The organism is Nocardioides scoriae (assembly GCF_900104965.1).
Classification (GTDB): Bacteria; Actinomycetota; Actinomycetes; order Propionibacteriales; family Nocardioidaceae; genus Marmoricola; species Marmoricola scoriae.
Genome location: NZ_LT629757.1, coordinates 264,167 through 277,333, shown reverse-complemented (window position 1 = coordinate 277,333; position 13,167 = coordinate 264,167). Strand labels below are relative to the sequence as shown.

General features: G+C 66.5%; 13 protein-coding genes. 11 read left to right on the top strand and 2 right to left on the bottom strand.

Annotated features, from left to right (window positions below):
- A complete protein-coding gene (locus BLU55_RS01315; RefSeq protein ID WP_091725279.1) occupies positions 1 to 264 on the bottom strand; it encodes a hypothetical protein in 264 nt (87 codons plus the stop codon).
- 481 nt (positions 265 to 745) lie between these two features.
- On the opposite strand from BLU55_RS01315, the gene BLU55_RS01310 reads away from it, so the two are divergent.
- Both BLU55_RS01310 and BLU55_RS01305 read left to right on the top strand, forming a co-directional pair.
- Positions 746 to 1,501 (top strand): MerR family transcriptional regulator, encoded by a 756-nt coding sequence (locus tag BLU55_RS01310; RefSeq protein ID WP_091725277.1) that lies wholly within the window; start codon positions 746 to 748, stop codon positions 1,499 to 1,501.
- A 4-nt stretch (positions 1,502 to 1,505) separates the two neighbouring features.
- Positions 1,506 to 1,979: an NUDIX hydrolase gene (locus tag BLU55_RS01305; protein ID WP_091725274.1), complete on the top strand. Its 474-nt coding sequence runs from the start codon at positions 1,506 to 1,508 to the stop codon at positions 1,977 to 1,979.
- On the opposite strand, the gene BLU55_RS01300 is transcribed toward BLU55_RS01305, so the two are convergent.
- Positions 1,967 to 2,518 (bottom strand): HD domain-containing protein, encoded by a 552-nt coding sequence (locus BLU55_RS01300; protein ID WP_091725273.1) that lies wholly within the window; start codon positions 2,516 to 2,518, stop codon positions 1,967 to 1,969. The two genes, BLU55_RS01305 and BLU55_RS01300, sit on opposite strands and share 13 nt — an antisense overlap.
- 457 nt (positions 2,519 to 2,975) lie before the next feature.
- On the opposite strand from BLU55_RS01300, the gene BLU55_RS01295 reads away from it, so the two are divergent.
- From BLU55_RS01295 to BLU55_RS01255, 9 genes are all read left to right on the top strand, one after another.
- Positions 2,976 to 3,785, top strand: coding sequence for an alpha/beta fold hydrolase (locus BLU55_RS01295; RefSeq protein ID WP_091725271.1), 810 nt, complete (start codon positions 2,976 to 2,978; stop codon positions 3,783 to 3,785).
- Positions 3,786 to 4,066: 281 nt separating this feature from the next.
- Positions 4,067 to 4,390 carry a hypothetical protein gene (locus BLU55_RS01290; RefSeq protein WP_091725270.1) on the top strand — a complete coding sequence of 108 codons (324 nt, stop codon included), beginning with the start codon at positions 4,067 to 4,069 and terminating at the stop codon, positions 4,388 to 4,390.
- 1,636 nt (positions 4,391 to 6,026) lie between these two features.
- A complete protein-coding gene (locus BLU55_RS01285) occupies positions 6,027 to 6,731 on the top strand; it encodes a TetR/AcrR family transcriptional regulator C-terminal domain-containing protein (RefSeq protein ID WP_197681065.1) in 705 nt (234 codons plus the stop codon).
- 114 nt (positions 6,732 to 6,845) lie between these two features.
- A complete protein-coding gene (locus BLU55_RS01280; RefSeq protein ID WP_091725268.1) occupies positions 6,846 to 7,619 on the top strand; it encodes a mechanosensitive ion channel family protein in 774 nt (257 codons plus the stop codon).
- Positions 7,620 to 8,056: 437 nt separating this feature from the next.
- A complete protein-coding gene (locus BLU55_RS01275) occupies positions 8,057 to 8,737 on the top strand; it encodes a SigB/SigF/SigG family RNA polymerase sigma factor (RefSeq protein ID WP_157682670.1) in 681 nt (226 codons plus the stop codon).
- Between the two features lie 229 nt (positions 8,738 to 8,966).
- On the top strand, positions 8,967 to 9,377 hold the full coding sequence (locus BLU55_RS01270; RefSeq protein WP_157682669.1) for a Crp/Fnr family transcriptional regulator: 411 nt from the start codon (positions 8,967 to 8,969) through the stop codon (positions 9,375 to 9,377).
- Between the two features lie 343 nt (positions 9,378 to 9,720).
- A complete protein-coding gene (locus tag BLU55_RS01265) occupies positions 9,721 to 10,356 on the top strand; it encodes a flavodoxin family protein (RefSeq protein ID WP_091725263.1) in 636 nt (211 codons plus the stop codon).
- Positions 10,357 to 10,482: 126 nt separating this feature from the next.
- Positions 10,483 to 11,637, top strand: a complete 1,155-nt coding sequence (locus BLU55_RS01260; RefSeq protein ID WP_091725262.1) for a permease — start codon at positions 10,483 to 10,485, stop codon at positions 11,635 to 11,637.
- Between the two features lie 94 nt (positions 11,638 to 11,731).
- A complete protein-coding gene (locus tag BLU55_RS01255) occupies positions 11,732 to 13,057 on the top strand; it encodes a DUF2254 domain-containing protein (RefSeq protein WP_197681064.1) in 1,326 nt (441 codons plus the stop codon).
- Positions 13,058 to 13,167 lie beyond the last annotated feature (110 nt).

The following is a 13,167-nucleotide window of genomic DNA, read 5'->3' as shown; positions in this document are numbered from 1 at the left end:
TCAGCCTCGGAAGACGAAGGTCGCGATGCTGCCGGCGAACCCGTAGAAGAGTGCAGCGCCCGCGATGACGACGCATCCCAGCATGATGTTGGTGACCGTCATCGCGTTCTGGCTCATCTGGCCCTTGCGAGCGCTGGCGATGATGCCGATCCCGACGACCAGCAGCACCAGCGGGATGATGTTCTGCACCGCCCACTGGACGACGCCTCGCGAGTTGAAGTCTGGTGCGGCCAGCACGGTGATCTGAGCAAGCAGGTTGTTCATCGGACGACCTCCCGAGAAGGCCCGACGAGACAGCAGCAACGAAGCCGCCTCTCCCGAACGAGCGCGGTGTGACTGAAGTAGCGGTAGACGAACACGACGCTTCGTCGAAATGGAAGTCCCCGTTTCACAGCCTGTGGAAAACCCGCACACATTCCTGTTGCTAGAGGGGTTCTAGAGCAGTGGCGCGCTGTTGTGTGACGGTCGGGGCGCGGAATGATGGCGTGCATTCGCCAAGTACGTCAGCCGCAGCCGGGCCCCAAAACCGCAGATCAGAGACGTCCTGGTGCGTCCGCGTCTCGTTTCCGCTACCAACTGTGGTCATTAGCCAATCGGACACACGTGAATTCGTCTCGAAAACGAGAACTGGCGCGGCCACTGATCGAACGGATCGTTGTCCACAATCTGTCGGCAACCCTTCCAATGGACGTCCTGAGACGTCTACGTTCTCCAAAACGTCCCAGGACGTACTCGGGAGAATCAGATGAGCAACGAACGCCTGCGCACGCAGATGACCACCCGTCGAGTGACGACGCTCGACGTGGCCACCGCTCTCCAGGTGGACCCCAAGACGGTCGAGCGGTGGGTGGCGACTGGCCGTGTGCCGCACCAACGACACCGACTCGCAACGTCTGAGCTGCTCGGCGTCGAGGAGACCTACCTCTGGCCGCAGCTGCTCACAGGTGACGGCAGTCGCGGGTCCAGCAACTCCGAGGTGGTAGCTGTCTATCCCCACCGGGGAGCCGTACCAGGTGAGCTGTGGGACCGCATGGTCGAGCAGGTGCAGTCAGAGGTGGACGTCCTGGTCTACTCGGGACTCTTCCTGCTCGACACCCATCCCGGCCTGCCGACCAGCCTGGCGGACCGGGCTGCTCGGGGTCTTCGGGCTCGCTTCCTCTACGGCGACCCTGACTCCTCCACCGTCGCCTGGCGCGGCGAGGAAGAGGGCATCGGAGAGAACCTTGCCGCTCGGATCCGTCTGGCGCTGACGTACATGGGTCCGGCCATGGGCGTGGACGGCATCGAGATCCGGCAGCACCAGAGCATCCTGTACAACTCCCTCTACCGATTCGACGACGAGCTGCTGGTCAACACGCACGTGATGGGCTCCCCTGCACCCTCCAACCCCGTCCTCCATCTGCGCCGAGTCGAGGGTGGCCACCTGTTCGACCACTACCTGCGCTCGTTCGAACGGGTATGGGTCGACGCCGCACCGGTCGACCGGGCTGCGGCATCCTGATCACATGGGCAAGCGCATCGACTACATCAACGATCCGGCGGCCCCGCCGGCCAACAGCGTCGTTCCCTCGGTCGTCGCAATCGTGCAGGACGACGAAGGCCGCGTCCTCCTCATCCACAAGACCGACAACGACCTCTGGGCACTGCCGGGCGGCGGTCACGAGATCGGCGAGTCCATCAGCGACACGGTCGTCCGCGAGGTCAAGGAGGAGACCGGATACGACGTGGAGGTCGACGACCTGGTCGGCACCTATACCGACCCCGGCCATGTCATGGCCTACGAGGACGGCGAAGTGCGACAGCAGTTCTCCATCGCCTTTCGGGCGCATGTCACTGGCGGTGATGCACGGACCAGCAGCGAGAGCAAGGCCGTCAAGTGGGTGGCACCCGAGAAGCTGGACAAGCTGCCCATGCACCCGTCGATGTCTCTCCGACTGCAGCATGGCGTCGAGGAACGCAGATCGCCTTATCTCGGGTGAATGCTCGAAGCCTGCGCACGAGACGCCGCGCTCCTCAGGTATTTGTGCGAGCGGGTGACAGAGCGGTGGACAGCATGCTCCGCCGGGTACCGGTCGTAGATCTCCGCCAACCGCTCCTCCACTGAGATCTCACCACCAGTGGGAGACGATGTGAGATCCGCAAGGATGAGACGGTCAAGCAACTCCTGGCGCGGCCGATCGAAGGCATTCAGCTCGTGAGCGAGTCCACGCTCGTCGGCTTCGTATTCGGCGCCGGTATGGAAGGCCACCAGGCTCACGATTCTTGCGGGTAGGCCCAGAGCCCTCAGGTGCACGGCACCGTCTATGGCATGCATGCCGGTTCTGCGCAGTGCGGGGTCGTAGCCGATGTCATGAACCAAAGCGGCCACCATCAGGTGCCGCCTCGAAGCCTCAGCCAGCTTGCGTGCGATCTGCACGTGCCGCGCTGCCGACAGCGAGTGGTTCAACCTGGCTGGCATGGACCCTAGGTGCGTCGCGGCCAGGCGAAGGCCCCACGCGGTCAGGTCGGATGCGGACACTGCACCACGCTATCGAGGTACTGGAAGGGTCCGTCGGTCAGTCTCAGTGCCGTTCAGGTCATAGGCGGCGCATCGGTCGGGCTGAGGTTCGATCCGGCAACCCCTGACCCCAGAGCGCCTGACCCACGACACCTGATGTCTGCCAGTGCCGTCTGTGCGACACGGATGGCGAAGAGGCCAGGTGGGCCTGCTGCACGGATCGGTGACATCTGATCTGCCCAGAGTCGTGACACTCCGTTTGCACTACCGGCGACAACCACGCGAAGACCGACAGGTTCCCGACCCACCGAGACAACAAACCCGCCTGCGACGCGGAGCATCCGACATCTACCTCGAGCACACCGAAACGCTGTCCGGACCGACGTCGGACCCGCATGGCCTGTCGTCGGGCGGGAACACGAAGCAGGCCGGCCCACCCGGGCCGGTCGTGACCATCCAACCGAGGAGCTGCAAGCACATGGCCGACGACGACCACAATCTGAAGGTCCACGACTCCGGCGGCGAGGGGCGGCCCGTCGTTCTCATCCATGGCTGGCCGCTTTCCGGCGCGGCCTGGTCCGAGCAGGTGCCGATCCTGAAAGACGCCGGGTTCCGTCCCATCGCCTACGACCGTCGCGGCTTCGGCGACTCCGACCCTGGCGACAGCTACGACTACGACGCCCTCGCCGGCGACCTGGACAACATCCTGACCGACCTCGATCTCAGCGACGTGACCCTCGTGGGCTTCTCGATGGGCGGTGGGGAGGTGGCGCGCTACATCTCGCTCTACGGCGAGGACCGGCTCCACTCGGTGGTGTTCGCAGCGGCCGTCCCGCCGTACCTGCTGCAGGGCGAGGACAACCCCGACGGGCCCCTGACCCAGGACGCGGCGTCTGAGATGCGCAGCGGGCTGGATGCCGACCGCGACGCCTTCTTCGACGACTTCACCCGCCGGTTCTTCTCTGCCGGGGACGAGCTCAAGGTCAGCGACGACCAGCGGCAGCAGGCCGTCGCGCTGTGCCAGAAGTCTGATCAGGACGCCGCGCTGAGATGCATGGACGCCTTCGGCACCACCGACTTCCGCAAGGACCTCGAGAAGGTCACCGTGCCCACCCTGGTTATTCACGGCGACAGCGACAGCATCGTCCCCCTTGAAGGGTCCGGACAGCGCACCCACAAGACCATCGAGGGCAGCCAGCTCGTCGTCCTCGAGGGCGCGCCCCACGGCTGCAACGTCAGCCACGCCTCGGAGTTCAATGACGCGCTGCTCGAGTTTCTGCGCGGCTGACCGATGCGACCTTGGGCGAGCCCTGGCCGGCCTTGAGTCGGCCAAGGCACACACCCGCCCCCCACATGCGGGACAGCAGCTGCGAATGCCCTCATTCCCGGATCCTGGCTGAAAGGAAGTCGCCGGTGGTGGGTCGGTGAATGGACGAGCCCTGAACGGTCAGACCGTCAGGGCTCTTCCGGGACCATCCACGGTCGGCAACGTCTTGTCCACACCCCCGCCGTACCTGATCGGCGGCAGCAGGCGAGCTACCCGCTCGGCCGAGTGGGTACGTCGCAGCCATGAGCTCCTCGCAGTCAAAGCACACCCCTCCCGCCGGCGTCAAGAAGGTCGGCCAGCGCGCCGTCAAGTGGATCGAGGACGGTAAGGCCGGGAAGAACTTCACCGACGTCGGCAAGCACCGCGCCCACCAGCTCGCTGACGGCGAGGACCTCAGCGACGACGATGTGAAGAAGATGTTGGCCTACTTCGCGAGGCACGCCGTCGACAAGGACGCTGAGGGCTTCAAGAAGGGTGGCGACGGCTTCCCCTCCCCCGGTCGGGTCGCTTGGGACGCCTGGGGCGGCGACGAGGGCGATCGTTGGGTGCGCGGCATCGACGTCTAGCTCAGACGTCGCGGTCAGCTTCGGCTGAGTGCCTCGTGCCCCTTCGCGTCCCCCATTGCGCTTTCTGCACCTTGATGTCCGCCTCGTACAGGAAGAGCTTGCCGTCCGCCGGCGCGTCAGAGGCCGAGTGTCGACTTGCGTACCCACGACGTCGTCGCAGGACGTGTGTTGACTGAATCCGTCGTGAGATTGGTGACAGAGTCACTGACTCCGACAATCGACCCGCTGCTCAGCCCTGCACAAGAGATGCGAACCCCGGAGAAGTGCTCAAGCACCGGGCCTCATCAGTCGACCAATCGGTGCCGTTTGGGCGGCACGGAATCCTAAGTGCCGCCCACGAGACTCTTGGCAGGTCTCACAAGGGGACCGACACGATTTCTCCGGGGCGTTGGTAGTGAACTTGAATCGCCCCGCGCTCCCGACACCTTTTCGCTCGGTCAGCGCCCTGGCACTAGCTAGTGCAAGAGTGCCCAACCCGGTCCGAGGCGGCAACGACGTCGCGACACAGCCCCACAGAAGGTCTACCAGGATGGAGCAGGACCTGATCCCCATGGCGCCTGGTCACCGGGCGACGTGCCAGCCGGATGAGAAACGTAGAGAAACTGACGGGCCACGGCGTCAAGCGGTCTGGCGGATGCAGCTGCCCGGTCGGCAAGAACATCAAAAGCACGCTCGGGCGCAATGTCGTGTTGGCGACCTAGCTCTTCGGCCGCCTCGAGGATGACCGCCATGTCGGCGACCGCGCTTGCCAGGCGTGCCACGTCGGCGGAGGCGTGGGACCGAAGCAGGGATGCGGCGTCCTGCAGGGTGTTCGAGTCGGGGTCGTAGCGGTTGAGGGCCGCCACCGTGGTGGTGAGCTGGCTGGCGATGTGGTCCAGCCCTTCTCCGACCCACCTGGCGAGCTGGCGGGCGACCGCGCGCCGCGTGCTGGCCGAGTGGACGCCGTGCTCGCAGGTGGCGTTGTCTCGTGGTCCGGCTTGTCCTGGCAGCGACCGTGCCGTGCTGTCGCGCCAGTCAGAACCTGACCAGAATCGGTGCTCCCCCGGACGATCCACATCGCGGTACCAGCCTGCAGCCGCGCCGGGGCGCGGACCACCTGTGTTGGGCAACTGACGGCACCTGTTCGTGATGACTTGGTTCAGAGTGTTGTGGCGCGGTGTGTCACGACAAGTCCGTTGTGCCGACTTTCACCGGGACCGGCAGTGGAGCCGCCTGACTGGAGCAGTTCCTGGACCTGGTCGGTGCTGGTCATGAGGTGCTCCTTGGTGAGGGTGGAACGGCGGCACGGAGCGCTCGGCCGGCCTCCAAGGCACGCGGGGCCGTTCAAGGATGTGGCACCGTCGTGACGACCGCAGGACTGCGGCACGGTGATCTGCCTGCGATACCCGGGGGGCCGGGGCGGGCAAGGTGGGGCGATATCGACTGGTCAAGTCAGACATACAATGTAAGGCCGCGTCAAGGAGCTTGCACGAATGGACTTTCTGGATCCAGGACGGGGATTCTCAATCACTCCAGACCAATCTTAGAGAGAACAGCCCGCTGCCCGTTTTCGTCATGGTCGACTGGATACCGTCGAGTCCGACGAGGAGGACGACGTGCCGATGACAGGCGAGCGACCCACGCTGATGCCGACCTGGTGAACGGCGATCCTCTGCCGTCCAACAAGGCCCCACTGAGCCGTCGTCGCGTGGTGGACGCCGCCCTGGCCTACATCGACCAGGACGGACTACCCAGTCTGACGATGCGCCGCCTGGGCAACCTGCTCGGGGTCGAGGCGATGTCGCTGTACCGGTACGTGCCCGGCAAGCAGGAACTGCTGGACGCCGTCGTAGAGCGTCTGGTCCTTAACCTCGAGGACGACGAGCTGGTGCTGCGGGAGCCAGAGGACGGTTGGGAGGACTTCTTGCAACGCCTGGCGCACGGCATTCGCAGGATTGCGCTCGAGCACCCCAAGGCGTTTCCCCTTGTCGTCTCCCGACCGGCGGGGGGCCCCTGGTTGCGGCCCCCGCTCCGCAGCCTCGAGTGGGTCGAGTCCTTTCTGAACGGCCTCATCGTCGAGGGCTTCACCGAGGACGACGCCCTCGGCGCATACCGCGCCTTCACCAGTTTCTTGTTGGGCCACCTGTTGCTCGAGGTCGCGACCCACGGCGCCGATGTCGGGCCGCTCGACGTGCTGGAGGACGGGTCTTCCCAGGACGACGCCCTCGCTGGCTACTCCACGGTGCGACGACTGCGGACCCGACTCTCCGAGGATCAGTCGCGCGTCGAGTTCGAGGAGTCGCTCGAGAGCCTTCTCGACCGGATGGCCCTGCTGCTTGCGGCATCAAGCCAGGTTGACTGACCCTCACCACGCGGCAAGGTTTACGCTGTAAAGTTTTTCCGAAAACCTCGTCCGACGGCGCATTCCGGGGGTACGGAATATTTCCGTGTCATCCCCGATCGTGAGGAAATCTTAATGAAAGACAGTCTGACGCAGGCCCTGAGCAGTGGGCTGAGCACCGTCGCCGAGTTCGTCCCGAAGCTGCTGATCTTCCTGGTCATCCTGATCGTGGGGCTGTTCGTCGCCAAGGCGATCGGCAAGGCGCTGGGTGCGCTGCTGGAGAAGGCGGGGTTCGATCGCGCTGTCGAGCGTGGCGGGATCAAGGACGCGCTCGCGCAGTCCAAGTTCGACGCCAGTGACATCGTGGCCAAGATCATCCACTACACCCTCATGCTGTTCGTGCTCCAGCTCGCCTTCGGGGTCTTCGGCCCCAACCCGATCAGCGACCTCCTGACCCAGGTCATCACCTTCCTGCCCAGCCTCGTCGTCGCGATCATCATCGTGGTCGTGGCCGCAGCCATCGCCGCCGGCGTCAAGACCCTCATTGAGGGCACGCTCGGCGGCCTTTCCTACGGGAAGACCTTGGCCAACATCGCCTCGGCGTTCATCCTGTTCCTCGGCGTGGTCGCCGCCCTCAACCAGGTCGGAGTCGCGACTACGGTGACGACCCCGATCCTGATTGCGATCCTGGCGACCATCGGCGGCGTCATCGTCGTGGGTGCCGGCGGCGGCCTGATCAAGCCCATGCAGCACCGCTGGGAGCGTTACCTCAGCGCTGCTGAGGACGAGGCGCCTCGAGTCCGCAGGGAAGCCGGCCAAGCACCCAGCGCCAGCGAACAGGCACGCCGGGCCCAGAGCCGGGTCGAGTCCGACACCCGCACCTCTGGTGCGAGCCCCCACTCGAGCTGAGCCCCAGCGGCTAGATCCCCGAGCGGGCCTATGACCCGCTCGGGGATCCGGCAGCGACACCACGGCCGCAGTGGCGTTGCTTTCTCCGGCTGCGCCGCGGTTGGAAGCAGCGAATGCAGGCTGCCCGCGCCACCGATTTCACCCCCTGGGGTGAGTGCTGCGCTGCTGATGTGACTGCCAGGATTTCAGCGTCAACATGGCGCTGCGCGAGGTCAGGCAGTATCCAATACGACTCGGCCCTCGAAGACTCCGCGCGTGCTTCCGACGCGTGAGAGCGAACGGTGATGAATGCTGTCGATGAGTTCTCTTCATCGGGGACCCGCCTCCGGGCTAGAACCCGAAGAGCCTCTTCGCCAGCAAGACGACAGCGAGCCGAGCTCACTGCGTCGCTGTTCCGGCGTCGGCTCACCGCGCCGGACGACCCCACTCGAGCCGCCTTGCTCGAGCAGGTCGTCGAGCTGCACCTGGACGTCGCCGCCAGCATCGCCGGGAGTTACGGCTCGCGCGGAGTGGACGGGGAGGATCTCCGACAGGTCGCCTGCGTGGGACTGCTCAATGCCGCAAGGCGGTTCGACATCGATGCTGGCTTTGACTTCATGTCATTCGCGGTCCCGACCATCCGCGGCGAGATCCGGCGGTACTTCCGTGACCTGGGTTGGACCGTTCGGCCACCGCGCCGCGTCCAGGAGCTTCAGCAGCACCTGCCCGCCGCACGCGCCGAACTCGAGCGCACACTTGGGCGCTCGCCACGTCCCGGCGAGCTCGCGACGCATCTCGGCGTCAAGACAAACGACGTGGTCGAGGCGGTCAGCGCCACGGGGTGCTACTCGCCTCGCTCGTTGGACGAGCCAACCTCGGCGGACGACGGCCAATCGCTGTACGACCTGCTCGGCACCTCGGACCGGCAGCGGGGCGCTGCTGAAGCCCGGGTTCTGCTGGCGCCCCTCGTGCGGGAACTGAGCGAGCGCGACCGACACGTGCTGAGCATGAGATTCTTCGCGCAGTGCACCCAGAGGGAGATCGCGGCCAACATCGGCGTCACGCAGATGCAGGTGTCGCGGATGCTCACGCGCATCCTGCGCGACCTACGCCGTCAACTCGCCGACGAACAGGGGTGACCGGCGCGTTCGACGGTCACGCCATGTCGAAGGCATGTCATCGCTACGACCGACAAGCGGTCCCCCTCGGGGCCACTGAGCAGCAGCCGCCAACCCCTGCGGACGGCAGCCGGCCACTGACCATCTTCCTCGTAAAGCACCTGCAGCGTCGGTACAGTCGTCCGCCGGAGACCGGGTGCTGGGTCCCGCCCGGCAACCGGGCGCCAGCGTCGCCAGGAAGGAGTCCACGATGCCCGACGTGACACCAAGGTTGAGCGAGCTGCCCGTCATCGGCACCCTCCCGGCCGAGACCCTCAAGGATCTCGAGCGGGTCGGCCGTCTGGTCCGGATTCCCGCTGGCTGGTCCCCCGTCCACGAGCTGGAGCCCGCTGACAAGGCCTACGTCGTGCTCGTTGGCCAGCTCGAAGTGACGCAGGGTGACTCCCCGATCGCCACGATCGGACCAGGTTCTCTGGCGGGCGAGATGGGACTCGTGGACCACCGGCTGCGCAACGCCCGTCTCGTGGCCGTCCATCCAGTGACGGTGCTTGCATGGCCCAGGGCCGACTTCCAACGACTCCGTCACGCCCACCAGGACTTCGACCTCCTGGTCCGCCACACCACCCAGGAACGCCACGTGCAGAACGACATCACCCCCTGACCAAGATCCACCGCGACCCAATCGTGCGCGTGCATGGAGCCGACCCGCCCATCTCAGCCAGTCTCGGCTCGGCAGCCGACCCGCTGATCGCATCAGTCTCTAGCACGCGCTTGGATGTCGTTACACGCACAAGTCCGCGTCAGGCACATCCCTGATGACCCCAGAACACACCGAGGCAGGGTTCCCACGCCGGCCCACACCACCCGGGGACGGGCATAACCAACAGCCCGAAGATTCACAGAGCAGCACAACAGAGCCACGCTCCCTGGACGATCGCTTGCCTGATCCGTCCCCGAAGAGATGTCCTCGCATGACAGTCGGCACCACGGGTACCTCACGACGCATGACAACGATCCGCGCACTGGTGCTGTCCTGCAGCTTGAAGAAGTCCCCCGCCCCCTCGAGTTCCGAGCTCCTCGGCACCCAGGTGCTCGACGCGCTGCGCACCGAGGCCAGTGCCTCCGGAGCTGGCATCGAGGTCAGCGGCGAGGTCTTGCGCGTGGTCGACCATCCGGTGGCGTTCGGTGTCAGCACCGACGAGGGTGGCGGCGACGGTTGGCCGACCATCCGTGCCAAGTTGCTTGAGGCCGACGTCCTGGTATTGGCCACCCCGATCTGGATGGGCCAACCCGCCTCGGTGTGCAAGATGGTCCTCGAGCGCCTCGACGCCGAGTTGTCCGAGACCGACGACGCGGGCCGCACCACCACGTTGGGCAAGGTCGCAGTGGTCGCAGTCGTCGGCAACGAGGATGGCGCTCACCACACCACCGCCGAGGTGCTGCAGGGCCTGAATGACGTCGGGTTCAGCATCGCCGCGAACGCCAGCACCTACTGGGTCGGTGAGGCCATGCAAGGTGTTGACTACAACGACCACGAGCACACCCCCGACGCCACCGCCGGCACCACCACCGTCGCCGCCCGCAACGCGTTGCATCTGATCGGACTCCTGCACCAGCACGGATACCCGGGGCAGTCCTAACGGCACACGGGAGATGGGCTGCAGAGGTGCAGCAGACAGACGCGCGTCGCGTTCTGGAACGCGCATCACGATCACCCTGTCCCACGCGCCATAGAACTTCCCAGCCACCCACTGCAAGAGAGACTCATGGACGACCTCCTCGACCACCTCGGCGACGTCGTGGTCACCACCGGGTCCATGGCCTGGCAGATCGCCTGGTCGCTGGTCCTCGGATTCGCGCTCTCCGCCGTCGTCCAGGCGGTCGTACGCCGCGAGGCGATCTCCCGCCTCCTGGGCGACGACCGCCCGGCCACCTTGGCGAAGGCGACCGGCCTGGGCATCGCGTCCTCGTCCTGCTCCTACGCGGCCGTCGCCCTCGCGCGGTCGCTGTTCCGCAAGGGCGCCAGCTTCAGCGCCGCCATCGTCTTCGAGATCGCCAGCACCAACCTGGTCATCGAGCTCGGCATCATCCTCGCCCTGGTCCTCGGTTGGCAGTTCACGCTCGCGGAGTTCCTCGGCGGGCCAGTCATCATCGTCCTGATGGCGCTCGTCTTCCGCTTCCTGGTCCGAGCGCACCTCATCGAAGCCGCCCGCGCCCAGTCGGACAAGGGACTGTCGGGCTCCATGGAGGGCCACGCCTCGATGGACATGTCCGTCCAGCGCGACGGCAGTTTCTGGCAACGGCTGCTCAGTCCCGAGGGCTACACCTCAGTCAGCCACATCTTCGTCATGGAGTGGGCCGCCGTCCTGCGCGACATCGTCATCGGTCTCCTCATCGCGGGCGCCGTGGCCGCCTGGGTCCCCGACACCTTCTGGCAGCAGCTGTTCCTGACCGAGCACCCGGTGCTCTCGCAGCTGTGGGGCCCGATCGTGGGGCCGATCATCGCGATCCTCAGCTTCGTCTGCTCCATCGGCAACGTGCCTCTCGCCGGGGTCCTGTGGAACGGCGGGATCAGCTTCGGCGGAGTCACCTCCTTCCTCTTCGCCGACCTCATCATCGTGCCGATCCTGGTCATCTACCGGAAGTACTACGGGACCCGCATGATGCTCGTCCTCCTCGGCGCCTTCTACGCCACGATGGTGCTGGGCGGGTACGTCGTCGAGCTGGTCTTCGGCGCCCTGGGACTCGTCCCCTCCGAGCGTGACGCCGCGGTGGCGCCCGAGAGCATCACGTGGAACTACACCACCTGGCTCAACATCGTCTTCCTGGTCGTCGCCATCGCGCTCGTCGTCCGCTTCTACCGCACGGGCGGGGCCAAGATGATGTCCATGATGAACACCCCCGAGAGCGACCACCGGTGAGGCACCCAGGGCCCGGCGGTGGCCACCGTCCGGCAGCAGGGGGGATCACGGGCGCTGACGCCCTCGACCCGGCCACGGGCGAGACGGGCCCACCGTGAGTCCCTGGCACAGGGTGCGCAACGCGATCCGCACCCAGCTGTGGCCGCTCCCCGTGCTGGCTGTGCTGGTCGCAGTCGCCGGCGGGGTCCTCCTGCCCGAGCTGGACCGCTCCCTCGATGGCGGTTCCGGACGCTGGCGCGACGATGTGCTGTTCGGCGGCGACGCCGACGCCGCCCGCACCTTGCTCGACGCCATCAGCAGCTCGCTGATCACCGTCACGTCGCTCACCTTCTCCCTGACCGTCGTGACGCTCCAGCTCGCCAGCAGTCAGTTCTCCCCACGCCTGCTGCGCACCTTCACCCGCGACCGGTTCGTCCAGCTCACCCTGGCCCTGTTCCTCGCCACCTTCGCCTTCTCGCTGACCGCGATGAGGAGCGTCCGCAACGGCGATGACTCCGGCGGCCAGTTCGTGCCACGTCTGTCCGTCACCGTGGCCCTCGTCATGGCGCTCGCGAGCGTGCTCGGCCTCGTCCTGTTCCTGGCGCACCTGACCCGCGAGATCCGCGTCGAGACCATGTTGCGCAACGTGCACCGAGACGCGCGGGCCACCATGGAGCAGCTGACCTCTCCCCGGGACTCCCCCGCCCCGTCGCCGGCGGCCCGGCTCGCGGCCCGACGCGCCACCGACATCGCCCTCCTCAGCGCCTCCTCCGGCTTCCTGACCCGCATCGACCGGCAGAGCCTCGTGGACGCCGCTTCGAGCAACGACGCCATCGTCTACATCACGGCCCTGCCCGGCAGCTCCCTCGTCCAAGGGATGCCGATCGGGCACGCGAGGTTCGCGGCGGGCAGCCGTCCGGACGCGGCGGCGTGCGACGCCTTCGCGGGCGAGGTTACCCGGGCGGTGCGCACGGGTTTCGAGCGCACCGAGCCGGAGGACCTCGCGTACGGATTGCGGCAGCTCACCGACGTCGCCACCAAGGCCCTCTCCCCCGGGATCAACGACCCGACGACCGCGGTGCACGCCCTCAGCCACGCCTCGGCCCTGCTCTGCGAGCTGGCGCACCGCGAGCTCGGCCCCACCACCTGGCACGACGAGAGCGGCGCGCTGCGCGCCGTCGTCGCGCGTCCCGACCTGGCGGACCTGCTGGAGCTGGCGGTCGGACAGCCGCGACGCTACGGCGCCTCGGACCTCGACGTCGTCAAGCGGCTCTTCGGGCTGCTGCACGAGCTCGCCCACCACGTCACCTCGCTGTCGGTTCCCGCGGTGAGCAACCAGCTCGATCGGCTACGACGGACAGCCGACCAGCAGCCCTTCGACGACGTGGAAAGGGCCGAGCTGCAACGGTTGGCCGACATCGTCACGGCAGCGCTCGCCTGAGGTGGCCGGAGCCATCCGCTGACGGCAGAGTGAAAGTGGTCAAACGCGACGTGCCTGCCCATCGCCCTCGAGCACGGGACAGGCCGGGACGCAACAGGGCCCGGAGCCGA

Bases quoted from the DNA above. Each gene is read 5' to 3' on its own strand.
- BLU55_RS01295 (WP_091725271.1), top strand. From the start codon at position 2,976: ATGGCCGACGACGACCACAATCTGAAGGTCCACGACTCCGGCGGCGAG.
- BLU55_RS01270 (WP_157682669.1), top strand. From the start codon at position 8,967: ATGCCCGACGTGACACCAAGGTTGAGCGAGCTGCCCGTCATCGGCACC.
- BLU55_RS01310 (WP_091725277.1), top strand. From the start codon at position 746: ATGAGCAACGAACGCCTGCGCACGCAGATGACCACCCGTCGAGTGACG.
- BLU55_RS01290 (WP_091725270.1), top strand. From the start codon at position 4,067: ATGAGCTCCTCGCAGTCAAAGCACACCCCTCCCGCCGGCGTCAAGAAG.
- BLU55_RS01315 (WP_091725279.1), bottom strand. From the start codon at position 264: ATGAACAACCTGCTTGCTCAGATCACCGTGCTGGCCGCACCAGACTTC.
- BLU55_RS01280 (WP_091725268.1), top strand. From the start codon at position 6,846: ATGAAAGACAGTCTGACGCAGGCCCTGAGCAGTGGGCTGAGCACCGTC.
- BLU55_RS01265 (WP_091725263.1), top strand. From the start codon at position 9,721: ATGACAACGATCCGCGCACTGGTGCTGTCCTGCAGCTTGAAGAAGTCC.
- BLU55_RS01260 (WP_091725262.1), top strand. From the start codon at position 10,483: ATGGACGACCTCCTCGACCACCTCGGCGACGTCGTGGTCACCACCGGG.
- BLU55_RS01305 (WP_091725274.1), top strand. From the start codon at position 1,506: ATGGGCAAGCGCATCGACTACATCAACGATCCGGCGGCCCCGCCGGCC.